Source organism: Acidovorax sp. FG48 (assembly GCF_057809085.1).
On record NZ_JBMDJH010000020.1, the window covers coordinates 38,822 to 64,991 of the forward strand.

The following is a 26,170-nucleotide window of genomic DNA, read 5'->3' on the forward strand; positions in this document are numbered from 1 at the left end:
TTGGTAATTTATGTCCTTGATATTCCCTTGGGTGCGCCGTTCCGTGCTGCTGGTGACCACAGCTCTGGTGCTCGCGTTGGTCGGTTGCTCCTCCACCACTCCGCCCTCCGGCATCACCCCCGTCACGCCATTTGACCTGGCGCGGTACGAGGGCCGCTGGTACGAGGTGGCCCGGCTCGACCACTCTTTTGAACGTGGCATGACCGACGTGAGCGCTACGTACCAGCGACAGAGCGACGGCAGCGTGCGTGTGTTGAACCGGGGTTTTGACGTTGGCAAGAACGACTGGCGGCAGGCCGAAGGCAAGGCCCAATTCACGGGCGATACCAACACGGCGTCGCTCAAGGTCTCGTTCTTTGGCCCGTTCTACGGCGGCTACCACGTGGCCGCGCTCGATGCCGACTACCAATGGGCGCTGGTGGTGGGGCCAGACCGCAGTTACTGCTGGATTCTGTCGCGCACCAAGCAGTTGGCCCCTGCCGTTCGCGAGCAGCTCATCGCCCGCGCTCAGGCACTGGGCATCGACACGCAGGCCCTCATCTGGGTGACCCACGACCGCACCGATCCGCAGCCATGAGCGCACCCATTCCCAAACTTCCCATCGCCGTCATCGGCGCAGGCCTGGCGGGCCTGTCGTGCGCACAAGCCCTGCTGCAGTCGGGGCACGCGGTGCATGTGTTCGACAAGAGCCGCGGTCCCTCGGGCCGCATGAGCACGCGCCGCGCTGAAGACGCTGCAGGCCCCTGGCAGTGCGACCACGGCGCGCAGTACTTCACCGCGCGCGATCCGCAGTTCCGCGCTGAAGTCGCCCGCTGGCAGCAGGCTGGTGTCGCCGCTCTGTGGGACGCACGCATGGCCAGCTTTGACGGCACAGCGTGGACCACGCCCGCCACCCCGCTGGAGCGCTTTGTGGGCACCCCCCGCATGACATCGCCCGCGGGCTGGCTGGTGCAAAGCCTGCAGCAGGCGGGCGATAGCGCGCTGGCGCAGTGGCAAACCACCGTCCAAAAGCTGGAGCGCCATGCCGATGGCTGGGCCATTGCCTCGGCCGAGCATGGCCTGCACCCGCAGCGCTATAGCGCCGTGCTGCTGGCCGTGCCCGCCCCGCAAGCTGTGCCCTTGCTGCACCCCGTAGCCCCCACAGGCGCTGCGGTGGCTGCTAGCGCACGCATGCGCGGCAGCTGGGCCGTGATGGTGCGTTGCCCCGCACCCTTGACCTTGCTGTGGGACGGTGCCTTCATCAACACCGGCCCGCTGCGCTGGGTGGCGCGCGACAGCAGCAAGCCCGGCCGCACAGCCCCCGCGGGCACGGAGACATGGTTGTTGCACGCCAGCCCCGAGTGGAGCGATGCCCATATTGAAGACGCTGCCGACAGCGTGACCGCCACCTTGCTCGCCGCCTTCCAGGCACTGGGCGGCCCCGCACCTACGCAGGTGCAAGCCACGGCCCACCGCTGGCGCTATGCCGACACCGAGCCCGCCCTCACGCTGGGCTACTGGCGGGATGCTGACGCGCAGCTGGGCATGTGCGGCGACTGGATCAGCGGCGGCAAGGTCGAGGGCGCATGGCTCAGCGGCCAGTCGCTGGCCCGCGCCGTGGCGGGCTGATCGCGGGCTGACGGGGCCAGAGCGGCGCAGGGCAAAGCAGGGCATGAGCTACACCGTCGTCTGGTTCAAACGCGACTTGCGCGTGCATGACCACGCGCCGCTGCACCACGCTGCCGCCAGTGGCCCGGTGCTGTGTCTGTATGTGATTGAGCCCAGCCTGTGGGCGCAGCCCGATGCCGCGCTGCAGCACTACCACTTTGTGCAAGAAGGCCTGCACGACCTGGCCCAAGCCCTGCACCGGCGGGGTGCCACGCTGCAAGTGGCCGTGGGCGAGGTGGTGGACGTGCTGGCCCGCCTGCACGCGCTGGCCCCCTTCCACACCCTGGTGGCACACGAAGAAACGGGCAACGCCCACACCTACGCACGAGACGTGGCCGTGGGGCGCTGGTGCCGCACGCAGGGCGTGGCCTGGCGCGAATGGCCCCAGCACGGCGTGGTGCGCCGCCTGCGCTCGCGCAATGACTGGCAACAGCACTGGCAAACCTTCATGCATTCGCCCGTGGTGCTCGCCCCCGCAGCAGGTGCACTGCAAAGCCGCACGCTGCCGTGGCCCTCACAGCCCTGGCCCAGCGGGGCCGCGCTGGGCTTGGCTGCGCACGACCCACCCCAGCGCCAGCGCGGCGGCCGAAAGGAAGGTCTGCGCGTGCTGCAAGAATTTTTGGCAGAGCGCAGCCAGGGCTATCGGGGCGGCATCTCATCGCCGCTCACCTCGCCCAGTGCCTGCTCGCGCCTCTCGCCCTACCTGGCCCTGGGCTGCTTGGGCATGCGCGAGGTAGTGCAGGCCACCCAGCGCCGCCAGCAGCAACTCAAATCCAGCACCGAGCCTGGAGCCGCATGGCAGCGCAAGGGGCTCACCGCCTTCATGAGCCGCCTGCACTGGCACTGCCATTTCATTCAGAAGCTCGAATCCGAACCCGCGCTGGAGCACCACAACCTGCACCGGGGCTACAACGGCCTGCGCGAAGGGGAATGGAACCCCGCCCATTTCGAGGCCCTGGTGGCCGGGCGCACCGGCTGGCCCATGGTGGATGCCTGCGTGGCGATGCTGCGCGAGACGGGATGGGTCAACTTCCGCATGCGGGCCATGCTGGTGTCGGTGGCCTCGTACCCGCTGTGGCTGCACTGGCGGCCCGTGGGCGAATGGCTGGCCCGCCAGTTTCTGGACTACGAGCCCGGCATCCACTGGAGCCAGATGCAAATGCAGGCGGGCACCACCGGCATCAATACCACCCGCGTCTATAACCCCATCAAGCAGGCGCAAGACCACGACCCCCACGGCCACTTTGTGCGCCAGTGGCTGCCCGCCTTGCGCCGCGTGCCCGATGCCTGGCTGCTGGAGCCCTGGCGCATGCCGCCCGATGTGCAGGCCCGCTGCGGCGTGCGCGTGGGCCACGACATTGCCGTGCCGCTGGTAGACCTGGACACCACCACCCGCACGGCCAAGGCCCGCGTGCACGGCCTGCGCGCCCAGCCCGCCGTGCGCGCCGCCCAGGCTGCGATTGTGGAAAAGCACGGCTCCCGCCAGTTTCGCGATGGAGGCGGCCCCCAGGCACGCGCCCGGGCTCGCGCACGCAACGCCGCCCAGCACCCCCAGCAGCAAACCCTGGACTTTTGAACCATGCGCATGCGCAAAAAATCCGACCTGCCGCAAAAGACCTGCCAACACTGCGGCCTGCCTTTTACCTGGCGCAAGAAGTGGGAGAAGGTTTGGGACGAGGTGAAGTACTGCTCCGACCGCTGCCGCAGCGAACGCAAGCGCACTGACAAGTCTTCAGGGGAGGGCGCAGCATGAGCACCGTGCTGTTCTGGTTTCGTAACGACCTGCGCCTGCACGACCAACCAGCGCTGCGTGCAGCCCTCATCAGCGGTGCCACGCACCTGCTGCCCGTGGTATGCCTGCCCGCGCCGGATGAACCCACACCCTGGGGCTTTGCCCGTGTAGGCGCGCACCGCCGGGCCTTCACCTCCGCCGCACTGCGCGGGCTGCAAAGGCAAATGAGCGCACTGGGCAACCCGCTGCTCATCTGCCAAGCCCCGCCCGCCACCGCCTTGCCGCAACTGGCCCAGGCTGTGGGTGCCACCACCGTGGTGTGCGAAGACATTGCCGCCCCCTACGAGCAGGCCGAGGTGGCCGCGCTGCGCGCTGCTGGCCTGCAGGTGCGCACCGTGTGGCACAGCAGCCTGCTGCCACCGGCGCGCATGCCATGGCCGGTAAACCAGTTGCCCGGCGTGTTCACCACCTTCCGCCAAAAGGTGGAGCGCGCAGGCATCACCCCCGCCGTGCCATTGCCTGCACCCGCCCGGCTGCTTCCGCCACCTGACGTACCCGTGTCTGTTTTGCAGGCGGTGGGTGCAGAGCAGGGCGCCGAAGCCATCCAGCTACCCGCGCCGCCGCAGGGCAGCGATGCCCGCTCATCCTTCCCATACGGCACGCCTGGCTGCGATGGCAGCGAGGTCGCCGCACTAGGCCACCTGGCCCAGTATCTGGCCCGCAAGCTGCCCCACAGCTACAAGGACACACGCAATGGACTCACGGGGCTGGACTACTCCAGCAAGTTCTCGCCCTGGCTGGCCACGGGTGCGCTATCTCCGCGCCAGATTGATGCCGACCTGAAAGCCTTTGAGCGCGACCACGGTGCCAACAATGGCACCTACTGGCTGTGGTTTGAGTTGCTGTGGCGCGACTACTTTCGGCTGCTGCACTTGCAATACGGCGCGGCGCTGTACCGGGCGCGCGGTCTGTCAGAACTGCCGCCCGCCCCGCACAACCCGCGCGGCTTTGAGCGCTGGTGTCGGGGCGATACCGGCCAGCCCCTGGTCGATGCCGCCATGCGCGAGCTGGCTGCCACCGGCTACCTCAGCAACCGCCTGCGCCAGGTGGTTGCCAGCTACCTCATCTACGACCTGCACAGCGACTGGCGCGGGGGCGCCGCGTGGTTTGAATCGCAACTGGTGGACTACGACGTGTACAGCAACCAGGCCAACTGGCTCTACATTGCCGGGCGTGGCACCGACCCGCGCGGCGGCCGCCGCTTCAACCCCATCAAGCAGGCGCAAGACCATGATGCCGATGGCAGCTACCGCCGCATGTGGGGCACGGCATGAGCACGCAGCAACCCCGCACTCATACGTTGCGCCTGCTGCTGGGTGACCAGCTCAACCCCGAGCATTCATGGTTTGCCACGCAGGACGACGGCGTGGTCTACGTGCTGATGGAAGTGCGGCAAGAGACCGACTACGTGCTGCACCACGCGCAAAAAATCCTCGCCATCTTTGCCGCCATGCGCGACCTGGCGCGCCACCTGCGCGAGGCCGGGCACCGCGTGCGCTATGTGGCCATTGACGATGCCAGCAACCGCCAGTCCATCCCCGACAACCTGGCCGCCCTCATGGCCCACTACGGTGCGCACACGCTGCAATACCAGCACCCCGACGAATGGCGGCTGGACGAGCAACTGCGCACCTGGGGTGAACAGCAAGCCTTTACGGTGCATGCCGTCAGCAGCGAGCACTTCTACACCTCCCGCACCGAAATGGCCGAGGTGTTCAAGGGCCGCAAGCAGTGGCTCATGGAGCACTTCTACCGCCGCATGCGGCACCGCCACAGCGTGCTGATCGATGAAGCCGGAGAGCCCGAAGGCGGCCAATGGAACTACGACCACGACAACCGCAAGCCCTGGCCCGGTACGCCCGCGCTGCCCCCCGACGCCCGCCCCACGCACGACCTCAGCGCCCTGTGGGCCACCATCCAGGCCGCAGGCGTGCAAAGCTTTGGCAACCCGCAGGCCCATGCGCTGCGCTGGCCGCTGAACCGGTCCGAGGCTTTGGCTTGGCTTGACCACTTCATCACCACCACGTTGCCCGACTTTGGCGCGTATGAAGACGCCATGAGCACCAAGAGCGCGCGGCTCTTTCACTCGCTGCTGTCCTTCGCGCTCAACACCAAAATGCTCCGCCCGCACGAGGTGGTGCAACGCGCCCAGGCTGCGTACCACGCGGGCACCGCGCCCCTGCCTGCGGTGGAGGGCTTTGTCCGCCAGATCCTCGGCTGGCGCGAATATGTGCGCGGCATCTACTGGGCCCACATGCCCGGCTACGACGAGCGCAACGCCCTGGGCCACCACACGCCGCTGCCTGATTGGTTCTGGACGGGCCAAACCCGCATGCGCTGCCTGCAGCACGCCGTGGGTCAGTCGCTGGAGCATGCGTATGCCCACCACATCCAGCGCCTCATGGTCATCGGCAACTTTGCGCTGCTGGCGGGGCTCGACCCCGCTGCCGTGCACCGCTGGTACCTGGGCGTGTACATCGACGCCTTTGAATGGGTGGAAGTGCCCAACACCGTGGGCATGAGCCAGTTTGCCGACGGCGGCCTGCTCGCTACCAAACCCTATGTGAGCAGCGCTTCCTACATCGATCGCATGAGCGACTACTGCAGCGGCTGTCACTACGACAAGAAGCAAAAAGTGGGTGAACGGGCCTGCCCTTATAACGCGCTGTACTGGGACTTCTTCGCACGCAACGAAGGCACGCTGGGCAACAACTTTCGCCTAGGCATGGTGTACCGCCAGTTGCAAAAAATGCAGGGCCCGCAACTGGATGCACTGCGCGAGCATGCGGCCAGCCTGCGCACGCGGCTGGATGCGCTGTAGCCCGCTTGCCGAACCACACCACGAGACCCTCACCCCAGGACCGCGCCATGTCTCAAGCACAACCCGCCGCAACGCCGTTCACTTCTTTGCAATCGCTGCCTGATGGCTACCGCGCCATCGTCATCGGCGCCACCGGCGCCATCGGCAGTGCCTTCCTCGCCCACCTGCAGGCTGATCCGCGCTGCGCCCTGGCCGTGGGCCTGGGCCGCCACACCCATCCGGCGGTGGACTTGGACGATGAAGCCACCATTGCCACCGCCGCCCAGCAGCTCAAGGCCCAGGGCCCGTGGCATTGCATCATCCACGCTGCAGGCCTGCTGCACGGCCCCCACGGCATGCCCGAAAAGCGCCTGGGCCAGTTGAACTACGCGCAGATGGAAGCCACCTTCCGCACCAACACCTTCGGCCCAGCGCTGGTGCTGGCCCACTTTGCACCGCTGCTGCCCAAGCAGGGGCGCGGCCTGCTGGCGGTGCTCTCGGCCAAGGTGGGCAGCATTGGCGACAACCGCCTGGGCGGCTGGTACAGCTACCGCGCCAGCAAGGCCGCGCTCAACATGCTGGTCAAAACGGCGTCCATCGAAGTGGCCCGCACCCACCCGCAGGCCGTGCTGGTGGCGCTGCACCCGGGCACCGTCAACTCGGCCTTGTCGGCCCCTTTCAATGGCGCAGAAATAGGCCGCCCGGCGGCGGATGCAGCGAGCGACATGCTGCGGGTGCTGGATGGGCTCGCGCCCGAGGAGACGGGCAGCTTCTACGCCTACAGTGGCGCGCCACTCCCCTGGTAAGAATGGCGTGCGGTGCTATGGTTTTGATATCGCTTCCGCATTACCAGTAAGCGCTGGCGGGCCTTTCGATCAAAGGCATGCCATATGCCACTGTCCGTCGGCACCCGTCGTATGGCTTGCATGCAGAATGCCGCATGCATCCAACCCCATCGCCCGACACGGTCCTGTTCGCCTCCCACACCACGGCCACAGCCGCGTCTGTGGCGCAGTGGGTAAAGCGCCACTACGGCCTGCCCGTGCAGCAGTGCTACCTGATCCGACGAAACCTCAATGACAACTACGCTGTGCGAACAGCGGACGGCAGCCGTTACGTGGCAAGGCTCTGCGCCATCCGACCGCGCGGTCCGTTCAACGTGGATTTTGAGGTCGCACTGCTGGCACATCTGGAAGCGCAGGGCGTGGGTGTGGCCTCTCCGGTGTTGGCTGCGAACGGCACGACCAGCGTGACCCTGTCGTTCCCGGAGGGCCCTCGTGTGCTGGTCCTCTTCCGTCACTGCGAAGGCGCCGTACCCGATACGCCCGAAGACCTGTACCTGACGGGCGCAACGCTCGCCCAGATTCACAGCGCCGCGCAAAGCTACACCGGACCCGCCAGCCGCTATGTGCTGGACGGCCACCATCTGGCAGGCCGCACGCTGGACTACCTTGCCGCCCATCCCGAGCTGGCCCCATCTGCGCTGGCCCCATCTGCGCTGGATGCCTACCGCGAACTGATCCATCGCCTTCTGGGCGAGTTGGCGGAGGTTGAAAGCACCTTGACCCGCGTGATGTGCCACGGCGACACGCATGGCTTCAACAACCATGTGTACACCGATGCCGAGGGCGTGCGCCGCGCCGCGTTCTTCGACTTTGATGACGCCGGGCCTGGGTTTCTGGCCTATGACCTGTGCGTGTGGCTGTGGTCGAACCTGCCGCGCAAAGCCCCCATGGAGCCTGACGAAGCCTTGCTCCAGCGTTGGCAGCAGTACCTTGCTGGCTACCGCGCAGGCGGCGGCCATGTCACCGATGCCGACCTTGCCGCCTTGCCGCTTTTTGTGCAGTTGCGGCACCTGTGGAACATGGGGGAGGGCGTGGCGCGCATCCACCACTGGGGCGCCAACATGATGTCTGCCGACTGGATCAAGAAGCAGCCAGAGGTGATGGCCGCCTGGGCCCGCCTGGATTTGCCCGCTTGATGGGGCTTGTCCGGCCCCCTGTGGGTTGCGCAGGCACCCAGGCTCAGGTCATGTGGCGTGGGGCTGTGGGGTGCGTCAGCTGCTGCGCGTCGCTGGGGTCTTGCTCCAGGCTGTACGGCACCGAGACAAAAGCCACGCTCAACACAAAAAACAGCGTGGCGGAGACGGCCCGGGCGATAGGGAGTACAAAGTTCTTGAGGGCGGTGTTCATGGTGGTTCCTGCAGCGGCTAGAGGTGGAGAAGGGTCGGGGTCAGATGCCGCCTTGACCCTTGTCGCCATGTTGCCAGTGCCAGGCTGAACGGGCGCTGAACACGTGCTGAAAAGGTGCGGAACGGCGCTTGCTCCATCGCCTACTTGTAGTTCTCCCGGCGCTCCCCAAACTTTCTCACCCGCTTGCGCCACGCCCGGTAGCTGCCCGGCGCCAGGTGGGTGCGCATCAGCACCTTCACTTCATCGTGGTGCAGACCATGGACGGCGCGGATCTGCGCAAAGCTCACGTGGTCGCTCAGCGCCATCTGGATGATCTCGCCCACGGTGGCGGCATCGAGCGGTGCGCGTGGCTGGGCGTTTGGCGGGTTCACGGCGTGCGGTGTCGTCATGTTCATCGGGGTGCTGGCGTTGTTGCGAGGGTAGTGCGCCTGCATTCACCTTGCGCTACGGTGGCTCTTTCATCCCTTCACCCTTGCCATGCTCGCCCTCCACATACCTTCGGTACGGGCGTTCAGCGATCCACCGCCAGCCCCTCTGCCAGCGCCTCAAACACCACCCGAATCCGCCGCGATGTGCGCAGCTCGCGGTGCGACACCAGCCAGACGGGAAAGCGTACCGGCGCCACATCGTCCAGGACGCGGACGATGCCCGGCGTTTCGCGGGCGATCTCGTCCATCATGGCGCCGATGCCCATGCCCTGGCGCACCAGCGCCCAGTGGGTCACGGTGTGGTCGGCGTAGCAGGTGAAGTTGTCTTCGCTCAGGTTCAAGCCGTAGTGACGCAGATAGGCAAGGTACCGGCCAGCGCGGTCTGAACCCACAAACTCCGCATTCACCGCGTCCTCCGCGCTGCGCGGGTGGCCGTGGGCTTGCACCCAGCTCTCCGACGCGTAAAAGCAGGCCCGGGCCTCGCGCACCAGGCGGGCAATCAGCTCGGGCTGCTCGGGCTGCACGTGGCGGATGGCAATGTCAGCCTCGCGGCGTTGCAGGTCGCTCAGCGCGTTGGACGGGATCACCTCCACGGCAATGCCGGGCGCCTGCGCCCGCAGGCGTTGCAGGATGGGCGGCAGCAAGTGCGTCGCCACTACGTCGGTGGCCGACACCGACACCACGCCCCCCACCGCTTGCGACCGCCCGCTGGCAGCCAGACCCAGGGCCTCTGCGGCAGTGCCCATGGCGCGGGCATGTTCCAGCAGGTCGAGCCCGGTGGGCGTGAGCACCATGGCTTTGCCCACGCGCTCAAACAGGGTCACCCCCATCTGCTGCTCAATGGCGGCCACCTGCCGGCTCAGGGTGGGCTGGGTCAGGCCCAGCTTGCGTGCGGCGGCCGACAGCGAGCCGGTCTGCGCCGTTTGCAAAAAAGCCTTGAGTTGGTTCCAGTCGAGGTTATCCATGCGTAAACGTATATCTTCACTGCAATTTATCGCAGTTTCCTGCGCTTCAATGCATGGATAGCATTTGGGTGTTGCTCATTGCACCTCTGTACTTCGCTGCTTCAGCACTTCACCCGGTCTGCACACCATGTCGTCTTCTGCCATTGCTCCCGCCTCCCGCGCATTGCCCTCCGCCGCCAACCCGCCGGCTGCGTCCGCCAAGGCACGGTTCTGGGACCGCATTGCGCCCAAGTACGCCACTGACCCCATTGCCGACCTCGCTGGGTACGAGGCCACGCTGCAGCGCGTGCAGGGCCTGCTGTCGCCCCAGCATGACGTGCTGGAGATTGGCTGCGGCACCGGCAGCACGGCGCTGCGCCTGGCGCCGTTCACCCGCAGCCTGCTGGCCACCGATGTGTCGTCGCAGATGATCGCCATCGCCCACCAGCGGCTGGCCGCGCAGCCGTTGCCCGCCTTGCGCTTTGCCGTGGCCGACGCCGAGGCCATGGCCCCGGGGCCCGAGGTGTATGACGCAGTGCTGGCCTTCAACGTACTGCACCTGATGACCGACCTGGACGACGCGCTCAGGCAGATGGTGAAGGTGCTGCGCCCGGGTGGTTTGCTGATCTCCAAGACCGCCTGCGTCGCCGAGATGAACCCGCTGATTCCCTACCTGGCCGTGCCCCTGATGCGCGCCATTGGCAAGGCCCCGCCGGTGCTGTGCTTTGACGAAAAGCGGCTGCGCTCGGCCATGGTGCAGCAGGGCCTGCAAATCGTCTGCACCGAGCGGCACGGCACGCGCGGCAAGGACATCCGCGCCTTCATCGTGGCCCGCAAGCCGGGCTGAGTTTTACCCACCCCTTTCAACACAGGCTGGCGGCTTTACAAGGCCGCCGGGCGGAGCTTTGCCCACGCATGCGCTACCGGTCCCCTGCGTTCACCCCAGGGACTGCAGAAGGGCACCCTGGCATTCGCCCTGCTGCGGCCCTGCCGTCATCACCCACCTTGTTGCCCACACGCCTTCGCTCGCTCACCCACCACCTTCCATCACTGCCACTCACACCATGAACCATCGCAACCACCCCCTGTCTCTCACCTCCGCCGCTGGCCTTGTCGCAGCCGTGGCATTCCTCACCGGCTGCGCGTCCACCCTCGATCAGGCAGGCCTAGAGCAGCGCACGGGGCAAGCCATTGGGCGCTCGGCAGGCCAGTTCACCATCACCGACCGGCAAGAGGAAACCGGCGGCCGCATCAACTACACCGTCAACACCCGCGACGGCGCCAGCTACCGGTGCTACGTGTACGGAGTAACGGGCTTTCAGAAGGCCATGACCTTCGGCCAGACGCCACACTCCGACGCCATCTGCACCGCCATGGTGGGCGGCGCGGGCAACGGCGGCGCCCAGGCACCGGCAGCCGCCGCCCAGCCACAGGGGCGCAGTGCGGCCAAGGAATGCAATGCACTGCTGCGCACGGCAGGGCGCTGCTAAGAGCGGCCAACAAAACTCTTCTGGCGTCGTTGCTGTGTCTTGTCGTACTGCTCGTACTGCCTGCGACACAGCGCCTTGCCAGAACCGCTTCGCTGAGTTTTGTTAGCCGCTCTCAATGGCACCGCGCTGCTTTGGCCTGCGGGCCACGAACCTGAATGCAAAGGACTTGAGACCATGAACCGATGGCACTGGGCCAGCTTGCTGCTGGCAGTCTGCTTGAGCGGTTGCGCAAGCTTGCCCGGCGCCACCACCGACACGGTGGACGGGCGCACGGTGGAATACGTGCAGGCGGGGCAGGGCACCCCGGTGGTGGTGTTTGAGAACGGGCTGGGCGCCCGGCTGGACTGGTGGTCCAAGGTCTGGCCCGACACCGTGGCAGAAACCCGCGCGCTGGCCTACAACCGCGCGGGCTACGGCCGCAGCGATGCGTCCTCCCAGCCGCGCGAAGGTGCGCAGGTAGTGCAAGAGCTGCGGGCCTTGCTCAGGGCCCGCCAGCTACCGCCGCCTTATGTGCTGGTCGGCCACTCGCTGGGCGGCTTGTACATGCAGTTGTATGCGCGCCAATACCCCGCAGAGGTGGCGGCACTGGTGTTGGTGGACTCCACCCACCCCGAGCAGATGCGGGGGGCTGGCAACCCCGACCTGTGGCCGACATGGCTGAAAGTGGCCTTCCGCCTGGGCACCTCTGACGTGGTCAAACAAGAGCTGGCAGCGCTGGACGCCACCGGGCAGCGCGTTGCCAGCCTGCCGGTGGACCCATCGGTGCCCGTGTTTGTGCTCAGCGCACTGCAAACCCCTGGGGCTTCATCTGCGCTGGCCGAAGACGTGCGCCAAAAGCGCGCCGACTTCGCACACCTCTACCCCGGCTCCACCCAGGTGTGGGTGGACAGCGGGCACGGCATTCCGCTGGAGAAGCCCGAGGCCGTGGTCAGCGCAATTCGCGCAGCATTGCAGGCGGCCCGCGCGCTTCGCTGAAGGCGGAGGCGGCCACGCCAGTGGCAATTTCATCGTGGCGTGGCAACCAAACCCCGTGCCAGAATGAAACGATGAGCACCACCACCTCCTCCTTCCAGTCCAACGCAGACGGCACCCAGGTCACCACCTACACCTGGGCTCAAACCCCGGGCCAACCGGTGGGCGTCGTTCAAATCTCCCACGGCCTTGCCGAGCATGGCGAGCGCTACGACCGCTTTGCGCGGGCCCTCAACGCCGCAGGCTTCATCGTCCACGCTGTGGACCATCGCGGCCACGGGCGCACGGCAGGTGGCAAGCTGGGCGACTTTGGCAGCGCAGGGTTCAGCGGCCTCATTGCCGACGTGGCGCAGTTCGGCGCACTGCTGCGCGCGCAGCATGGGCCGCAACTGCCCGTGTTCCTGTTCGGCCACTCCATGGGCTCGTTCGCAGCGCAGGCGGCCATCATTGACCATTCATCCACCTGGTCCGGCGTCATCCTGTCAGGCTCCACCGCCCTCGACCTGTTCGCCGCCGCCATGGCCAACGCCCCTGCAGACGCGCCCGCAGGGCTCGCGGCCTTCAACGCAGGCTTTGAGCACCGCACCGGCTACGAATGGCTATCGCGCGACGCTGCGGAGGTGGACGCCTACGTGGCCGACCCGTGGTGCGGCTGGGACGTGCCACCCGATGTGATCCCTTCACTCTTCGCCCCCGCGCCCCGGCTGGCCGACCCCGCGCAACTCGCGCGCATCCGCAACGACCTGCCCATCCTCATCGCATCCGGCGACGCAGACCCGCTGGCTGCGGGTGGGGTTATGTTGGAGCAATTAGGGCAGCGGTATCGGGATGCTGGTGTGGCCGATGTGACGGTCAAGCTGTACCCGGCGGCGCGGCATGAAATCTTGAATGAGACGAATCGGGATGAGGTGATGGGGGATGTTGTGGGGTGGCTGCGGGGGCGTGCCGGGGTGATGTAGTGGGTGCTCGGTGTTGCGTTGTTGAGCTGGTCAATGCATGTTTCGCGACTGATTGCGGTTGCTCAGATTCTTTGGGTGAGTGGTAGCCTCGCATGTGACCGGACATGTCGAGTGCACCGTGTACATTGCGGCGCGGACGAGTGGTCGTGACCCCTCTATTCAGACACTCGGGGAGGCTTGATGCCCAGTTGAGCCCAGCCGGCCAGCTGTTCAGCTGTTGTTTCATCGAGACGCGCTATTGCACCTGCAGGAGGATTGCCTGACAGCTCAATGAAAGACCCTGGCGCGAGGCGATCCAAGAAGATGGCCAGGCACTTGCCCCCGCTCTTACTGGACTGGTACGCAATAGCTTCGAAATCTGCAGCCCTGATGAGTTCAGACAAGATTTGGCTTGGCGCGGGCAAGCCAAATTGAACGGGGAGCACACGCCAATTGTGAAGAGCAGCTGCGTCGTGGAGTTGCTTTCCAGTTGTCATCATGCGCAGATCGTTTGGATTGAACTTCAGCTTCTTCTTGATCCGCTCAGCCCTGTCTGGCATCTTTATCTTGCCGAGGATTCGTGCCACAGGTCCGAGAGTCGTTGGCGTCAGAGGGAAGACGCGCGAAAGCTTGCCATTGAGGACAACGGTGGTGTGGCTTTTGCCCGGGGTAAGAGCCAATTCCTCCGGGCTTAATCCTTCGACCAACTGGCCCGCCTCTATTTGGAATTTCTCCCGATACGCTGTTGCGTGATCGGACGCTAAATACAGAGACGGCCACGGACTGAAAATCTGGCTGTCGATCTCGGTTCCGGCGTTGAATCGCCCGCCAATGCTGGTAAGGCTACCGGCCGCCGACAGCGGATGAAGGGTCCACTGGTAGTCAACAATCCGGACCCAGTTCTCGAGTTGCAAGGATTCAGGCGGCGTTTCTTGCAAAGCCGCGAGCAGGTCGGGGCGCCGACGGCGTCGCTCAGGCTCGAGATTGAAGTAAAGAATGTCCTGGAGTTCATCCAGGTCTGCTGAGAGTTCGCTCCAGCGTTCGAGAGACACTTCGTTGAAGCGGTCTAACTCAAGAATTCCTTTGATTGGAGGCGTGCCTGCGGCAGCACCCCGGGGTGCTGGTGGGACCGGCTTTCTGCTGCGCCCTTTCAATTACTTGACCTGTACCTGATTTGTCATCGCTTGGATGATAAATCGGCGCAGTCTATCGTACCGACCCAGGCGAATCATGTCGCGAGGCGATACGTCTCCCAGCAGGGGGTTTCTGGCTCGAAACCAAGCAACTGTTTTCTCGGGATCCCCTGAAAACTGCCTTGCAACCAGATTGATAGTTGAGGCTATCTCTTCCATCCGAACCAGAACTGCCTCTGGGATGTTGCTATCCCAGCGGACGGAGGACTCTGCGACAGCTGCAATCCGGCCTACGTCAGCCTTCTTTAGGGACAAAAACTGGGCAGCCTTTTTAGCGTCGAAAGTCGCCCCGTGGCCGAACTGCAAAAGGTCATCAGGCACGGTGTCGAACAGACCAAATCCAGACTGGCCAGAGTCTTGGCGGGCTGCGTTTGCTTCCATGATTGCCTTGTCGATGAGGTTGAGGAGATGGGACGTAGATTATGGCAGACACATAAATGAACCACGTTTTAACCATCTTTATACCCTATCGCAAATGGGCGTATCCCTCGTTAGCCAACAACGTAAGGTTGTTGAGTGGCAATGACTGCCGGTGGTAGCTGACATGCAGCCAGTACGCAGAAATCTGAACTGCACGAGTCCTGGCCCGTTACCGCCTCCGCCCCCCTCGCACCTTCCGCGTCCCCCCCGCCACCTGACAAGCCCTCCGGTACGCCCGCAGCGTCACCTCCGCCCGCTGCATCACAGTGTCCTCCACCGTGGCCGCCCCCCCGGCCAGTTCATCCGCCTGCGCCTGCAGCAACTCCGCCGGGCTCATGCCTGACGCCTCGCCCGTCAGCAGCGCAATCCCCTCGCTCACATGCCCCATGGTGTAGACGTGGAACAGCCCGCGCCGCACCGCGTCCAGCAGGCTGCGGTCCAGCATCAGGTGACGCTGGTTACGGGCGGGGATCAGCACGCCGTGGGTGCCGTCCAGCCCTGCCGTCGCGCAGGCGCGGAACCAGCCTTCGATCTTTTCGTTGATGCCGCCCACGGGCAACACCTCGCCGTGCTGGTTCAGCGCGCCTGTCACTGCAATGCCCTGCCGCAGGGGCAGGCCTGACAGGCTGGACAGCAGCGCGTACAGCTCGGCGCACGAGGCCGAGTCGCCTTCCACGCCGCTGTATTCCTGCTCGAACACGATGGACGCGTTAAGTGCCAGCGGCGCGACGTGGCTGAACAGGGCGGTAAGATAGCTGTGCAGGATGAGCACGCCCTTGTCATGGATGGGGCCGGACATATCGACCTCGCGCTCGATGTTGAGCAGGCCCTCTTGTCCGGCAAAGGTGCGCGCGGTGATGCGTACGGGGAAGCCGAAGCGGTAGTCGCCCAGGTCGATCTGCGTCATGGCGTTGATCTGGCCGGTGATGGAGCCCTGCAGCGTGATCAGGCGCTCGCCTTCGGTGATGGATTCGTGCAGTTCTTCTTCGGGCTGGTTGTGGCGCAGGGTGCGGGCGGCCAGGGCGGCTTGCACGTCGGCGGCTTGCACCAGGGTGCCTGCGCGGGCCTGGCACAGGGCGGCGCTTTCGATGGCGAGTGCTTCGGTGTGAGCAAAGCGCGCGCTTTGACGGCCTTGGTCGTCGGCCTCGCGGTGTGATTGCTCCAGCAGCAGGGCCACAGCGTCGGCGGCAAAGTGGGGCAGGCCGCGTTTTTTGCAGACTTGCGCGACCAGGATGGCGGAGGACTGGTGGGTGGCGGGGGTGGCGATGAACCGGTCTGAAAAGTCCACCTTCACGCGAAAGCGGCGCGCGGCGTCGGGGTCGGCCTCTTGCAGGGCGTAGTACTCCTCCACCGATCCGATCAGCACGATCTTCACGTCCACGTCCACCGGCTCGGGCTGCAGTGCACCGGCCCCGCCGGGCGCATGGGCGGGGCCGCCGCCGCCACTGCCGTCCTCGATCTGCAGGCGCCCACAGCGCAGAAAGCGGCGCAGGCGCGGCCACAGGCCTTCTTCGGCGGCCAGGTCGTGCAGGTGCAGCAGGATGAAGCCGCCATGCGCTTTGAGCAGGCTGCCCGCGTGGATGCTGGCGTGGTCGGCCTGCACGGTGTCGGCGTCGGCGCCGTGTTCGATGCTGCCGAACAGGGTGCGGGCCGTGGGGTTGTCTTCCACCACCACGGGGGCGCTGGTGCGGCCGTGGTTGTCCACCACCACGTTCACCTGGCAGCGGGCCAGCAGGTCGTCCAGCGCGTCCTTGCGGTCGTCCTCGGCGTCCTGGCCTTGTTCAGCGTCACCTGGCTCGAACAGGTCGATGTGGTCCAGCACGGCGCGTTCCACCTGGTCCAGCCACTGCGTGAGCTTGACGGCGTCCTTGATCTGCTTGCGCAGGCCTTGGCGGATGCCGTGCAGCGCGTGCTCCACCAGGGGCTTGATGGTCTGGCGGCGCAGGGTGGCCAGGGCGTCGTCGCGCATGCGCTCCAGCGGGCGGGTGGTTTCCAGAAACTTGGCGATCTCGGCGCGCAGCTCCAGCTCGGCGGCGTCGATCTCGGCGCGGCGCTCGCGGGGCAGGGCGCGTGCTTCACCTTCGGTCAGCGGCTGGCCCTTGGGGCCGGTGAGGGTGAACACCATGTGCCCGGCCTCGCGGCTCAGGCGGAACTGGCGCGCTTCGGCAAATGCATCCAGCGCGGCAAAGGCTTCGTTTTCTTGCGCTTGCCAGGTCTTTTCAATGCGCTCGGCCTCGGCCTTGAAGTCGGGGCTGGTCAGGCGCTTGGGGATGTCGGCCTGCAGGCTGCGCGCCATGTCGGCCATGCCCTGGCGCAGCAGGCGGCCTTCGCCTGCGGGCAGGCGCAGCGCGCGGGGGCGGTCGGGCTGGTCAAAGTGGTGCAGGTAGCACAGGTCTGGGGGCACGGCGCGTTTTGCGGCCTCGGCCTGCATGGCCTGGCGCAGCAGCGATGCCCGCCCGCTGCCCACTTCGCCCAGCACAAACAGGTGGTAGTCGGGCTGCTGCATGGCCAGACCAAATTGCGCGGCGGCCTGGGCACGCTCCTGCCCGATCCAGGGCAGAGGCAGGTCTTGCAGCTCGGCGGTGCTGGCAAAGCCCAGCGTGGCGGGGTCAATGGTCAGACGCAACTGGTGGGGGGCAAGGGCAAATGCGGGCATTGATGTGGGTGTGGGACGGCGAAAGGGCGTAAGGGCAGAAGGGCGGTGCGGAGGGCGTGGCAGGCAGCCGTGCAGCACCCGGCGACCAAAATATGAGCCAAAACGGGCAGATGCGCTAGTGCAATATGCCCTGGTTGCTATCAATAATGTAGTGAATGACGCCGGGCGTGCAGGCCGCCCGGTGCCATTCGCTTTCCCGTTCGGATGCGCGATGGCATGGTCATCTGCAGCGGCAGCTGCATCAATGCGCCACCGGGCATACCCCGGCGGGCGCACCACCGGCCAGCGCGTGGCTGCGCGCATCGGCCAATGCGGCGGCGGTGGGGGCCTCGGTGGGCCAGCCCGCCAGGTGCTGCTGGGCCACACGGCTCAGGGCAGTGATCCAGTGGTGGTTGTCGTTCAGGCAGGGGATGTAGTGAAACTCCTTGCCGCCCGCGTGCAAGAAGGCCTCGCGCACTTCCATGTTGATTTCTTCCAGCGTCTCCAGGCAGTCGCTGGTGAAGCCGGGGCACACCACGTCCACCCGCCGCGTGCCCGCCTTGCCCAGCGCCTCGATGGTGGGCTGGGTGTAGGGCTCCAGCCACTTGGCCTTGCCAAAGCGCGACTGGAAGGTGATGCGGTAGCGCTCCTCGCGCAGGCCCAGGCGTTCGGCCAGCAGGCGGCCGGTTTTGCGGGCCTCGCAGTGGTAGGGGTCGCCCAGGTGCAGCGTGCGCTCGGGCACGCCATGAAAGCTCATCACCAGCTGGTCGGGCTGGCCGTGGGTCTTCCAGTGGGTTTCGATGGTGCGGGCCAGGGCGTCGATGTAGCCGGGGGCGTCGTGATAGTGGTTGACGAACCGCAGTTCGGGCACGTTGCGCGTAGCGGCGGCCCACGTGTAGACGGCATCGAACACGCTGGCCGTGGTGGTGGCCGAGTACTGCGGGTACAGCGGCAGGATGAGGATGCGCGTGGCGCCCTCGGCCTGCAGTGCATCGAGCTGGCTGGCAATGGACGGGTTGCCGTAGCGCATGGCGTGGCGCACCAGTACGTTGTGGCCTGCCTCGCCTAGCCAGCCGCGCAGCAGTGTGGCCTGCTTGGCCGTCCAGTGCGCCAGGGGCGAGCCCTCGGGCGTCCAGATGCTGGCGTATTTGGCGGCCGACTTGGCCGGGCGGGAGCGCAGGATGATGCCGTGCAGGATGGGCATCCACAGCAGCCTGGGGATCTCCACCACGCGGTGGTCACCCAGAAACTGCGCCAGATACCGGCGCACGGCTGGGGCCGTGGGTTCGTCGGGCGTGCCCAGGTTGCACAGCAGCACGGCAGTGCGGTCGGCTTGGCCGTGGGTGAAGGGGGGTTCGGGGTGGAAGGAAGGCATGCGGCATTTTCACCCACGCGCCGAGCCAGTGCGGGCCGGCAGCCCATTTGCGGCCTGGCGCATCACCGCCTGTGAGATCAGTCCGGGTCATAGCGTCTTGATGCGTTTGCAGCCCCTTTTTGGGGTGCATCGGGTATTCCCTGATGTGCTTATGAAACCGGTTTCATAAACTGGCGTCACTTCGAAATAACGACTGTTCACCGTGAATTACCAGTTCCAGTTCGATGCCGTGTTTGCCGCGTGGCCCTTGCTGCTCAAGGGCACCTGGATCACCGTGCAGCTGTCGCTCACCGCCACTTTGCTGGGGCTGGTGGTGGCCATCTTTTGCGCCTGGGGCAAGACCGGCGGGCCGGGCTGGCTGCGGTTTTTGATCAATGCGTACATCGAGGTCATCCGCAACACGCCGTTTCTGGTGCAGCTTTTTTTCTTCTTCTTTGCGCTGCCGTCCATCGGCCTGCGCTGGTCGCCTTACACCGCAGCGCTCACCGCCATGGTGGTCAACCTGGGAGCCTATGCGGCCGAGATCGTGCGGGCGGGTATCGAGTCCATCCCCAAGGGGCAGATCGAGGCGGGCAAGGCGCTCAACCTCAAGCCGTGGGAGATCTTCCGGTTTGTGATCCTCAAGCCCGCGCTCAAGGCCATTTACCCGGCGCTCACCAGCCAGTTCATCCTGCTCATGCTCAGCTCGGCCGTGGTGTCGGTCATCTCGGCGGACGACCTGACCTCGGTGGCGGCCAACCTGCAGTCGCAGACCTTCCGCAGCTTTGAGATCTACATCGTGGTGACGGCCATCTACCTGGCGCTGGCGCTGAGTTTCTCGGCGCTGTTCAAGCTGATTTATCAGCGCGTCCTTAACTACCCCGACCGCCGATAAGGAGACCGACCATGCGTACCTTCGGACTCTCCGAGTTTCTTTTCATCGTGCAGGCCGCGCAGTGGACGCTGGCGCTGTCGGCCATTGCCTTCGTCGGCGGTGCACTGCTGGGGCTGGTGGTTGCGCTGTCGCGCACCTCAGAGAACGCCGCAGCGCGCAATGCGGCACGCGTGTTCATCCAGGTGTTCCAGGGCACGCCGCTGTTGTTGCAGCTGTTCCTCATTTTCTTTGGCGCGCCGGTGCTGGGGTTTGACATCAACCCCTGGGTGGCGGCGGGCGTGGCGCTGGTGCTGAACAGCGCGGCCTTTCTGGCCGAGATCTGGCGCGGGTGTATCGAGGCCGTGCCACGCGGCCAGTGGGAGGCCGCGCAGGCCCTGAACCTCAAGTACGTGGCCCGCATGCGGTTTGTGGTGCTGCCCCAGGCTTTCAAGATTGCGCTGCCGCCCACGGTGGGCTACATGGTGCAGATCATCAAGGGCACATCGCTGGCCGCCATCATCGGCTTCACCGAAATCACGCGGGCGGGGCAGATCATCAACAACGCCACGTTTCAGCCGCTGCATGTGTTCACCACCGTGGCCGCGCTGTACTTCGTGATCTGCTGGCCGCTGTCGCTGCTGGCCGCACGCATGGAGCGCAAGCGCGCCCGTGCTCTGGCGCGCTGACCCACGCGCCGCAACCCTCTTTTCTTTCTGTTCTCGTTCACACCAACCACCAGGAGACATGCGATGACTTTTTCTTTGCAACGCCGCACCGCTACCGCCGCTTTGGCCGCCTTGGGCCTGGGCGCCGCCCTCACGGCGTTTGCGCCGCTGGCCGCGGCACAGTCCGTGGCGGACATCAAGAAGAAGGGTGAGATCACCATCGGCATGCTGGTGGACTTTCCGCCCTACGGCACCACCAACGCACAAAACCAGCCCGACGGCTACGACGCCGACGTGGCCAAGCTGCTGGCCAAGGACCTGGGCGTGAAGGCCAACATCGTGCCCGTCACCGGCCCCAACCGCATTCCGTTTCTGCTGACCAACAAGGTTGATGTGCTGGTGGCCTCGCTGGCCATCACGCCCGAGCGCTCCAAGCAGGTGCAGTTCTCGCAGCCCTATGCGGCCGCGACCATCGTGCTGTACGGTAAGACGGGCGCCAACATCAAGAGCGCGGCAGACCTCAAGACCGTGCGTGTGGGCGTGGCCCGTGCCAGCACCCAAGACGTGGCCGTGACCAAGGCCGCGCCCGAGGGCACCGAAATCCGCCGCTTTGACGACGACGCATCGGCCATGCAGGCACTGATCTCGGGCCAGGTCGATGCGATCGGCTGCTCGGTCACCGTGGCGGCGCAGATCGCCAAGCGCGTGCCCGCCAACACGTTCGAGAACAAGTTCAACCTGCTGCAGCAAGCCATGGGCATTGCCCTGCGCCCCGGCCAGGACGAGCTGACCAAGGCCGTGAACGACTTTGTGGCCCGCAACACCGCCAATGGCGAGCTGAACAAGCTGTACCAAAAGTGGCTGGGCGCCGACCTGCCCAAGCTGCAGTAAGCCGGCCTGAACGACAAGGAGCCATTGATGAGCGACGCAGTCACGACCGCCCCCGGCACGCCGCCGATCATCCGCATGGAAGGGGTCAACAAGTGGTACGACAGCTTCCAGGTGCTCACCGACATCAACCTGTCGGTGCGGCCCGGCGAGCGTATCGTGATCTGCGGGCCATCGGGCTCGGGCAAGTCCACGCTGATTCGCTGCATCAACCGGCTGGAGACGGTGCAAAAGGGCCGCATTGAGGTCGATGGCATCGACCTGACCGCCGGCGGCAGGAACGTGGACGCCGTGCGTGCCGAAGTGGGCATGGTGTTCCAGCAGTTCAACCTGTTCCCGCACCTGACCATTCTGGAAAACTGCACGCTGGCCCCCATGCGTTCACGCGGCATGAGCAAGGCGCAGGCCGAAGAAGTGGCCATGAAGTACCTGACCCGCGTGCGCATCCCCGAGCAGGCGCACAAGCACCCGAGCCAGCTGTCGGGCGGGCAGCAGCAGCGCGTGGCCATTGCGCGTGCGCTGTGCATGGCGCCCAAGGTGATGCTGTTTGACGAGCCCACGTCGGCGCTCGACCCCGAGATGGTCAAGGAAGTGCTGGACACCATGATCAGTCTGGCCGAAGACGGCATGACCATGCTGTGCGTGACGCATGAGATGGGCTTTGCCCGCAGCGTGGCCGACCGTGTGATCTTCATGGCCGACGGCAAGATCCTGGAGCAGGCGCCGCCCCAGCAGTTCTTCGGTCAGCCGCAGCATGACAAGACGCGGCAGTTCCTGGGCCAGATCCTGACTTCGCACCACGCACATTGAGACCCACGCACAATCAGACCTGGCAGGTCGTGCGGTTGATGGCCTCTGCCCTGGTGGGCGGAGCCTGAAAGAAACACATGAAGGTATTGATTTCCCTGTCCTCCTTCGGCGCGGCCGAAACCGGCCGCCACGGCCAGCTGTGGTGCACCGACCTCGCCCAGCAAGCGGGTGCGGACGGCGTGGAGGTGCGCGGCGAACTGCTGCGCGACGCAGCCACCGAGCTGCCCGCACTGGCAGGCCGGGCAGCGGTGTACTCCAGCCCCGAAGGCTTGTGGACCCAGCAGGGCGCGCTGGATGAAGCAGCCCTGGCGCGTGGCCTGCAGGCTGCGCAGGTGCTGCGTGCGCCCCGCCTGAAGATGTCGGTTGGCGGCTATAGCCCAACGCTGCAGCAATCGCAGGCATCGCTGCACCGCCTCAAGGCCCTGCTGCAGGCCGCCCCGCAGGTGGAGTTGGTGATCGAAAACGACCAGACCGCCACCGCAGGCACGCTGGCCGCCATGCAGGCCTTTTTTGCAGCCCAGGCGCAGGCCGGGCTCGACCTGGGCATGACCTTTGACATGGGCAACTGGCACTGGCAGGGCGAATGCCCGCTGCAGGCCGCGCAGGCCTTGGCACCCTATGTGCGCTATGTGCACTGCAAGGGTGTGCAGCGCCTGCCCGCCAAGTGGGTGGCGGTGCCGTTGGCCGACTCGGTGGCGCCCTGGCGCGCCGTGTTGCGCGCCTTGCCTGCCGATGTGCCGCATGCTATTGAATACCCTCTGGTGGGTGACGACCTGGTGGCCGTCACGCGCGAGCAGGTTGCCTTCATCCGCGCTGCACGGGAGGCTGCATGAGCGATTCAGCCTTCGACGTGGCACTGTTTGGCGAGGCCATGCTGCTGCTGGTGGCCAACGAGCCGGGCCCGCTGGAGAACGCCACCGGATTTCACAAGCGCACAGCCGGGGCCGAGACCAATGTGGCCATTGGCCTGGCGCGCCTGGGCCTGAAGGTGGGCTGGGTCAGCCGCCTGGGCACCGATTCGATGGGCCGCGCGCTGCTGGCCGCCATGCAGGGCGAAGGCATCGATTGCTCGCACGTTGTGTGTGATGCCACACAGCGCACGGGCTTCCAGTTCAAGGAGCGCGTGACCGATGGCCGCGACCCGCAGGTGGAGTACCACCGCAAGGGCTCCGCCGCCAGCCAGATGGGGCCCGCCGATGTGGACGAGCCCTGGCTGCGTTCTGCGCGCCACCTGCATGCCACGGGCGTGTTTGCCGCCATCTCCGACACCAGCCTGCAGGCCGCCATCCGCACGCTGGAGGTGATGCGCGCCGCAGGCCGCACCATCTCGTTCGACCCCAACCTGCGCCCCACGCTGTGGTCGTCGCCCGAGACCATGCGCCACTGGATCAACACCCTGGCCACCTACGCCGACTGGGTGCTGCCGGGCATGGAGGAGGGCGTGTTTTTGACCGGCGAAACCACCCCCGAGGGCGTGGCGCGCTTTTACCGTGAGCGGGGCGCCAAGCTGGTGGTCGTCAAGCTCGGCCCCGAGGGCGCTTACTACGACAGCGACGTGGCTGGCACCGGCCGCGTGCCCGGCGTGCCCGTGGCCCAGGTGGTGGACACCGTGGGCGCGGGCGACGGCTTTGCGGTGGGCGTGATCAGCGCCCTGCTGGAAGGCCTGCCCGTGCCCGCCGCTGTGCGCCGTGGCGCCTGGATTGGTGCCCGCGCCGTGCAGGTGCTGGGCGACACCGAGGGGCTTCCCACCCGCGCACAACTGCAGGAGGCGGGCCTGTGAGCCTGACGCTACCTTCAACAGACAGCACCACAAACCCAGCGCGCAAGCAGGTGCTGGTGTTTCGCGAGCTGCCGCCCGACCAGTTGGCGCGGTTGACCGCCATGCACGACGTGACCGTGGCCGACCCGCGCAAGCCCGGTGAACGCGCGCGATTCGATGCCGCGCTGGCGCAGGCGCACGGGCTCATCGGCTCCAGCTTTCCCATCGATGCCGCCGTGCTGGCGCGTGCGCCCCAGCTGCAGGTGGTGTCCAGCATTTCGGTGGGCGTGGACAACTACGCGCTGGACGTGCTGCAGGCGCGCGGCATCATGCTGTGCCACACCCCCGGAGTGCTCGACGAAACGGTGGCAGACTCGGTGTTCGCCCTCCTCATGGCCACCAGCCGCAGGCTGGTGGAGCTGTCGCAGCTGGTGCGCGAGGGCCGGTGGACGAAGAACATTGGAGAAGACCTGTTTGGTAGCGATGTGCATGGCAAGACGCTGGGCCTGCTCGGATTTGGCCGCATTGGCCAGGCGGTGGCGCGCCGCGCCGCACTGGGGTTTGGCATGCCCGTGACGTACCACGCCCGCCGCCCGGTGGACCTCGCCACCCAGGCTCCTGAATTGCAGGGCAAGGCCATCCACACGCCGCTGCCCGCGTTGCTGGCGCAATCGGACTTTGTGGTGGCCATGTTGCCCTTGTCCGACAGCACGCGGGGCATGGTCAACGCCGAACTGTTTGCGGCCATGAAGCCCGGCGCCATCTTCATCAACGGCGGCCGGGGCGCCACCGTGGTCGAGCAAGACCTGCTGCACGCGCTGGACTACGGCCCGCTGCGCGCTGCGGGGCTCGATGTATTTGCCACCGAGCCGCTGCCGCTGGCGTCGCCCCTGCGCACCCACCCGCGCGTGACGCCGCTGCCCCACATCGGCTCGGCCACGCACAACACGCGCCATGCCATGGCGGCGCTGGCCACCACCAACCTGCTGCAGGCTCTGGCGGGCGAACGGCCCGCCGCTGTGTACAACCCCGTACCCGCATGAGCCCGCCGACACCCGCATCCTCCGCCACGCCCCGCGCCCGCCCCACCATTGCCGATGTGGCGGCTGAGGCCGGGGTGTCCAAGGCCACGGTGTCGCGCTACTTCAACCACCGTGAACGCCTGCTCAGCCCCGACATTGCGGCGCGGGTTGAGGCCGCCATCGCCAAGCTGGCCTACGTGCCCAGCCCCATGGCCCAGGCGCTGAGCCACGGCCGCTCGCGCCTGATTGGCCTGGTGGTGGCCGACATCACCAACCCCTATTCGGTGGCCGTGTTGCGGGGCGCCGAGAAAGCCTGCCAGGACGCGGGCTACCTGGTCATGCTGTTCAACCTGGGCAATGACCGCGAGCGCGAGCGCGCGGCCATCGACGCGCTGGCCAGCTACCAGGTGGACGGTTTCATCCTCAACACCCTGGGGCAGGGCGAGGGGCAGGCGGATGTGAACACCTTGCACGGCAAACCCGCCGTGCTGGTGGATCGGCGCCACGCCGGGCTGGCCGCAGACTTCGTCTCGCTGGACAACCAGGGCGCCATGCGCGAAGCCTGTGCCCACCTGCAGCAGCAAGGCTGGCAGCGTCTGCTCTACATCACCCAGCCCTTGCTGGGCGTGAGTTCCCGCATCGAGCGCACAGAGGCCTTCCGTGCGCTGGTGTCGTCCAAACGCTCGGCGGTGCGCGGCACGGTGCTGGAGCTAGCGGCGGAGCAGGGCGATGAGGTGCTGGACCAGGCACTCACCGATCTGCTTCGGCAGGCCCGGCCCGGCGAGCGCTGCGCTGTGGTGGCGGGCAATTCAGTGGTCACGCTGCGGGTGGCTGCAGCCGTCTCGCGCATGGGGTGGACTTTTGGACAACAGCTGGGCTTTGTGGGCTTTGACGACCCTGAGTGGGCGTCGCTGATCCGGCCCGGCCTGAGCGCTGTGGCACAGCCCACCGATGCCATCGGGCAACGCGCCGCGCAGTGCCTGCTGGAGCGCATCAACGGCCTGGAAGGCCCTGCACGCGAGAGCCTGCTGCCGGGCTTGCTGGTGGTGCGCGGATCGTCGTTGGGGCCTGCGGGCGCTGCATCCGCAGACTGAACGCGCTGCATCCCCGGGGACCCTCTGCACGAATCTCGCTGGCCAAGTGGGCGCAGCGGATCGGGAGGGGCTGCAAGGCGCAAAACGCAGCAATAGCCGTAGCTATTGCGAGTATTTGCAACGCGGCAGACCGCCCGAGCCCGCTGATGCACACGGCGCGCTGATTTGTGCAGAGGGTCCCTAGGGCCTGCGGTATGCTTTGTGGCCCTCGCCCCGGTGCATCGCCAGGGCCTCTTTTTTCGCCTTCATCCTT

27 protein-coding genes are annotated in these 26,170 nt (G+C 66.3%); 20 read left to right on the forward strand and 7 right to left on the reverse strand.

Going from position 1 to position 26,170, the window contains the following annotated elements:
* The first annotated feature begins 10 nt into the window (after positions 1-10).
* From ACODSU_RS21100 to ACODSU_RS21135, 8 genes are all read left to right on the forward strand, one after another.
* Positions 11-577 carry a lipocalin family protein gene (locus tag ACODSU_RS21100; RefSeq protein WP_488844537.1) on the forward strand — a complete coding sequence of 189 codons (567 nt, stop codon included), beginning with the start codon at positions 11-13 and terminating at the stop codon, positions 575-577.
* Complete coding sequence (locus ACODSU_RS21105; RefSeq protein WP_488844539.1) at positions 574-1,608, forward strand: NAD(P)/FAD-dependent oxidoreductase; 1,035 nt, start codon at positions 574-576, stop codon at positions 1,606-1,608. Before ACODSU_RS21100 ends, ACODSU_RS21105 begins: the two co-directional genes overlap by 4 nt.
* 43 nt (positions 1,609-1,651) lie before the next feature.
* The gene (locus ACODSU_RS21110; RefSeq protein ID WP_488844541.1) at positions 1,652-3,223 is read left to right on the forward strand and encodes a cryptochrome/deoxyribodipyrimidine photo-lyase family protein; all 1,572 of its coding nucleotides are present in this window, start codon (positions 1,652-1,654) and stop codon (positions 3,221-3,223) included.
* 3 nt (positions 3,224-3,226) lie between these two features.
* Complete coding sequence (locus ACODSU_RS21115; protein ID WP_488844543.1) at positions 3,227-3,400, forward strand: DUF2256 domain-containing protein; 174 nt, start codon at positions 3,227-3,229, stop codon at positions 3,398-3,400.
* Positions 3,397-4,713 (forward strand): DASH family cryptochrome, encoded by a 1,317-nt coding sequence (locus ACODSU_RS21120; protein WP_488844545.1) that lies wholly within the window; start codon positions 3,397-3,399, stop codon positions 4,711-4,713. Before ACODSU_RS21115 ends, ACODSU_RS21120 begins: the two co-directional genes overlap by 4 nt.
* A complete protein-coding gene (locus ACODSU_RS21125) occupies positions 4,710-6,260 on the forward strand; it encodes a cryptochrome/photolyase family protein (RefSeq protein WP_488844547.1) in 1,551 nt (516 codons plus the stop codon). Before ACODSU_RS21120 ends, ACODSU_RS21125 begins: the two co-directional genes overlap by 4 nt.
* 47 nt (positions 6,261-6,307) lie before the next feature.
* Positions 6,308-7,045, forward strand: a complete 738-nt coding sequence (locus ACODSU_RS21130; RefSeq protein WP_488844549.1) for an SDR family NAD(P)-dependent oxidoreductase — start codon at positions 6,308-6,310, stop codon at positions 7,043-7,045.
* Positions 7,046-7,179: 134 nt separating this feature from the next.
* The gene (locus ACODSU_RS21135; protein WP_488844551.1) at positions 7,180-8,220 is read left to right on the forward strand and encodes a phosphotransferase enzyme family protein; all 1,041 of its coding nucleotides are present in this window, start codon (positions 7,180-7,182) and stop codon (positions 8,218-8,220) included.
* A gap of 43 nt (positions 8,221-8,263) precedes the next feature.
* On the opposite strand, the gene ACODSU_RS21140 is transcribed toward ACODSU_RS21135, so the two are convergent.
* The 3 genes from ACODSU_RS21140 to ACODSU_RS21150 all read right to left on the reverse strand — a co-directional run bounded on the left by ACODSU_RS21140 (position 8,264) and on the right by ACODSU_RS21150 (position 9,824).
* A complete protein-coding gene (locus ACODSU_RS21140) occupies positions 8,264-8,431 on the reverse strand; it encodes a hypothetical protein (protein WP_488844553.1) in 168 nt (55 codons plus the stop codon).
* Positions 8,432-8,571: 140 nt separating this feature from the next.
* Positions 8,572-8,820 carry a DUF2805 domain-containing protein gene (locus ACODSU_RS21145; protein ID WP_488844555.1) on the reverse strand — a complete coding sequence of 83 codons (249 nt, stop codon included), beginning with the start codon at positions 8,818-8,820 and terminating at the stop codon, positions 8,572-8,574.
* A 122-nt stretch (positions 8,821-8,942) separates the two neighbouring features.
* The gene (locus ACODSU_RS21150; RefSeq protein WP_488844557.1) at positions 8,943-9,824 is read right to left on the reverse strand and encodes a LysR family transcriptional regulator; all 882 of its coding nucleotides are present in this window, start codon (positions 9,822-9,824) and stop codon (positions 8,943-8,945) included.
* A gap of 127 nt (positions 9,825-9,951) precedes the next feature.
* Between ACODSU_RS21150 and ACODSU_RS21155 the strand changes: the two genes are divergently transcribed.
* The 4 genes from ACODSU_RS21155 (at position 9,952) to ACODSU_RS21170 (ending at position 13,224) form a co-directional block, all read left to right on the forward strand.
* Positions 9,952-10,650: a class I SAM-dependent methyltransferase gene (locus ACODSU_RS21155; protein WP_488844559.1), complete on the forward strand. Its 699-nt coding sequence runs from the start codon at positions 9,952-9,954 to the stop codon at positions 10,648-10,650.
* A 217-nt stretch (positions 10,651-10,867) separates the two neighbouring features.
* The gene (locus ACODSU_RS21160) at positions 10,868-11,293 is read left to right on the forward strand and encodes a hypothetical protein (RefSeq protein ID WP_488844560.1); all 426 of its coding nucleotides are present in this window, start codon (positions 10,868-10,870) and stop codon (positions 11,291-11,293) included.
* 174 nt (positions 11,294-11,467) lie between these two features.
* Entirely contained in the window at positions 11,468-12,268 is an 801-nt protein-coding gene (locus ACODSU_RS21165; protein WP_488844562.1) for an alpha/beta fold hydrolase, read from the forward strand.
* A gap of 71 nt (positions 12,269-12,339) precedes the next feature.
* Positions 12,340-13,224 (forward strand): alpha/beta hydrolase, encoded by an 885-nt coding sequence (locus tag ACODSU_RS21170; RefSeq protein WP_488844564.1) that lies wholly within the window; start codon positions 12,340-12,342, stop codon positions 13,222-13,224.
* Between the two features lie 155 nt (positions 13,225-13,379).
* Here ACODSU_RS21170 and ACODSU_RS21175 read toward each other — a convergent pair whose 3' ends face one another.
* From ACODSU_RS21175 to hemH, 4 genes are all read right to left on the reverse strand, one after another.
* Entirely contained in the window at positions 13,380-14,255 is an 876-nt protein-coding gene (locus tag ACODSU_RS21175; protein ID WP_488844566.1) for a hypothetical protein, read from the reverse strand.
* 102 nt (positions 14,256-14,357) lie between these two features.
* Positions 14,358-14,777 (reverse strand): hypothetical protein, encoded by a 420-nt coding sequence (locus ACODSU_RS21180; RefSeq protein ID WP_121942520.1) that lies wholly within the window; start codon positions 14,775-14,777, stop codon positions 14,358-14,360.
* 208 nt (positions 14,778-14,985) lie between these two features.
* Positions 14,986-17,472, reverse strand: a complete 2,487-nt coding sequence (locus tag ACODSU_RS21185) for a Lon protease family protein (protein ID WP_488844568.1) — start codon at positions 17,470-17,472, stop codon at positions 14,986-14,988.
* 241 nt (positions 17,473-17,713) lie between these two features.
* Positions 17,714-18,826, reverse strand: coding sequence for a ferrochelatase (hemH, locus tag ACODSU_RS21190; RefSeq protein ID WP_488844570.1), 1,113 nt, complete (start codon positions 18,824-18,826; stop codon positions 17,714-17,716).
* Between the two features lie 202 nt (positions 18,827-19,028).
* Between hemH and ACODSU_RS21195 the strand changes: the two genes are divergently transcribed.
* From ACODSU_RS21195 to ACODSU_RS21230, 8 genes are all read left to right on the forward strand, one after another.
* Positions 19,029-19,700, forward strand: a complete 672-nt coding sequence (locus tag ACODSU_RS21195) for an amino acid ABC transporter permease (protein WP_015014910.1) — start codon at positions 19,029-19,031, stop codon at positions 19,698-19,700.
* Between the two features lie 11 nt (positions 19,701-19,711).
* Positions 19,712-20,365, forward strand: coding sequence for an amino acid ABC transporter permease (locus ACODSU_RS21200; protein ID WP_015014909.1), 654 nt, complete (start codon positions 19,712-19,714; stop codon positions 20,363-20,365).
* Between the two features lie 63 nt (positions 20,366-20,428).
* Positions 20,429-21,235, forward strand: coding sequence for a transporter substrate-binding domain-containing protein (locus ACODSU_RS21205; protein WP_066784158.1), 807 nt, complete (start codon positions 20,429-20,431; stop codon positions 21,233-21,235).
* A 27-nt stretch (positions 21,236-21,262) separates the two neighbouring features.
* Positions 21,263-22,042, forward strand: a complete 780-nt coding sequence (locus ACODSU_RS21210) for an amino acid ABC transporter ATP-binding protein (RefSeq protein WP_488844573.1) — start codon at positions 21,263-21,265, stop codon at positions 22,040-22,042.
* 77 nt (positions 22,043-22,119) lie between these two features.
* On the forward strand, positions 22,120-22,875 hold the full coding sequence (locus tag ACODSU_RS21215; RefSeq protein WP_488844575.1) for a sugar phosphate isomerase/epimerase family protein: 756 nt from the start codon (positions 22,120-22,122) through the stop codon (positions 22,873-22,875).
* Positions 22,872-23,822: a sugar kinase gene (locus ACODSU_RS21220; RefSeq protein WP_488844577.1), complete on the forward strand. Its 951-nt coding sequence runs from the start codon at positions 22,872-22,874 to the stop codon at positions 23,820-23,822. Before ACODSU_RS21215 ends, ACODSU_RS21220 begins: the two co-directional genes overlap by 4 nt.
* Positions 23,819-24,844, forward strand: coding sequence for a 2-hydroxyacid dehydrogenase (locus ACODSU_RS21225; RefSeq protein ID WP_488844579.1), 1,026 nt, complete (start codon positions 23,819-23,821; stop codon positions 24,842-24,844). The genes ACODSU_RS21220 and ACODSU_RS21225 overlap by 4 nt, the downstream gene beginning before the upstream one ends.
* Positions 24,841-25,917 (forward strand): LacI family DNA-binding transcriptional regulator, encoded by a 1,077-nt coding sequence (locus tag ACODSU_RS21230; protein ID WP_488844581.1) that lies wholly within the window; start codon positions 24,841-24,843, stop codon positions 25,915-25,917. Before ACODSU_RS21225 ends, ACODSU_RS21230 begins: the two co-directional genes overlap by 4 nt.
* Positions 25,918-26,170: the final 253 nt, after the last annotated feature.

Coding starts and splice junctions, on each gene's coding strand:
- ACODSU_RS21100 (WP_488844537.1), top strand. CDS start 11: ATGTCCTTGATATTCCCTTGGGTGCGCCGTTCCGTGCTGCTGGTGACC.
- ACODSU_RS21105 (WP_488844539.1), top strand. CDS start 574: ATGAGCGCACCCATTCCCAAACTTCCCATCGCCGTCATCGGCGCAGGC.
- ACODSU_RS21110 (WP_488844541.1), top strand. CDS start 1,652: ATGAGCTACACCGTCGTCTGGTTCAAACGCGACTTGCGCGTGCATGAC.
- ACODSU_RS21115 (WP_488844543.1), top strand. CDS start 3,227: ATGCGCATGCGCAAAAAATCCGACCTGCCGCAAAAGACCTGCCAACAC.
- ACODSU_RS21120 (WP_488844545.1), top strand. CDS start 3,397: ATGAGCACCGTGCTGTTCTGGTTTCGTAACGACCTGCGCCTGCACGAC.
- ACODSU_RS21125 (WP_488844547.1), top strand. CDS start 4,710: ATGAGCACGCAGCAACCCCGCACTCATACGTTGCGCCTGCTGCTGGGT.
- ACODSU_RS21130 (WP_488844549.1), top strand. CDS start 6,308: ATGTCTCAAGCACAACCCGCCGCAACGCCGTTCACTTCTTTGCAATCG.
- ACODSU_RS21135 (WP_488844551.1), top strand. CDS start 7,180: ATGCATCCAACCCCATCGCCCGACACGGTCCTGTTCGCCTCCCACACC.
- ACODSU_RS21140 (WP_488844553.1), bottom strand. CDS start 8,431: ATGAACACCGCCCTCAAGAACTTTGTACTCCCTATCGCCCGGGCCGTC.
- ACODSU_RS21145 (WP_488844555.1), bottom strand. CDS start 8,820: ATGACGACACCGCACGCCGTGAACCCGCCAAACGCCCAGCCACGCGCA.
- ACODSU_RS21150 (WP_488844557.1), bottom strand. CDS start 9,824: ATGGATAACCTCGACTGGAACCAACTCAAGGCTTTTTTGCAAACGGCG.
- ACODSU_RS21155 (WP_488844559.1), top strand. CDS start 9,952: ATGTCGTCTTCTGCCATTGCTCCCGCCTCCCGCGCATTGCCCTCCGCC.
- ACODSU_RS21160 (WP_488844560.1), top strand. CDS start 10,868: ATGAACCATCGCAACCACCCCCTGTCTCTCACCTCCGCCGCTGGCCTT.
- ACODSU_RS21165 (WP_488844562.1), top strand. CDS start 11,468: ATGAACCGATGGCACTGGGCCAGCTTGCTGCTGGCAGTCTGCTTGAGC.
- ACODSU_RS21170 (WP_488844564.1), top strand. CDS start 12,340: ATGAGCACCACCACCTCCTCCTTCCAGTCCAACGCAGACGGCACCCAG.
- ACODSU_RS21180 (WP_121942520.1), bottom strand. CDS start 14,777: ATGGAAGCAAACGCAGCCCGCCAAGACTCTGGCCAGTCTGGATTTGGT.
- ACODSU_RS21185 (WP_488844568.1), bottom strand. CDS start 17,472: ATGCCCGCATTTGCCCTTGCCCCCCACCAGTTGCGTCTGACCATTGAC.
- hemH (WP_488844570.1), bottom strand. CDS start 18,826: ATGCCTTCCTTCCACCCCGAACCCCCCTTCACCCACGGCCAAGCCGAC.
- ACODSU_RS21200 (WP_015014909.1), top strand. CDS start 19,712: ATGCGTACCTTCGGACTCTCCGAGTTTCTTTTCATCGTGCAGGCCGCG.
- ACODSU_RS21205 (WP_066784158.1), top strand. CDS start 20,429: ATGACTTTTTCTTTGCAACGCCGCACCGCTACCGCCGCTTTGGCCGCC.
- ACODSU_RS21210 (WP_488844573.1), top strand. CDS start 21,263: ATGAGCGACGCAGTCACGACCGCCCCCGGCACGCCGCCGATCATCCGC.
- ACODSU_RS21215 (WP_488844575.1), top strand. CDS start 22,120: ATGAAGGTATTGATTTCCCTGTCCTCCTTCGGCGCGGCCGAAACCGGC.
- ACODSU_RS21220 (WP_488844577.1), top strand. CDS start 22,872: ATGAGCGATTCAGCCTTCGACGTGGCACTGTTTGGCGAGGCCATGCTG.
- ACODSU_RS21230 (WP_488844581.1), top strand. CDS start 24,841: ATGAGCCCGCCGACACCCGCATCCTCCGCCACGCCCCGCGCCCGCCCC.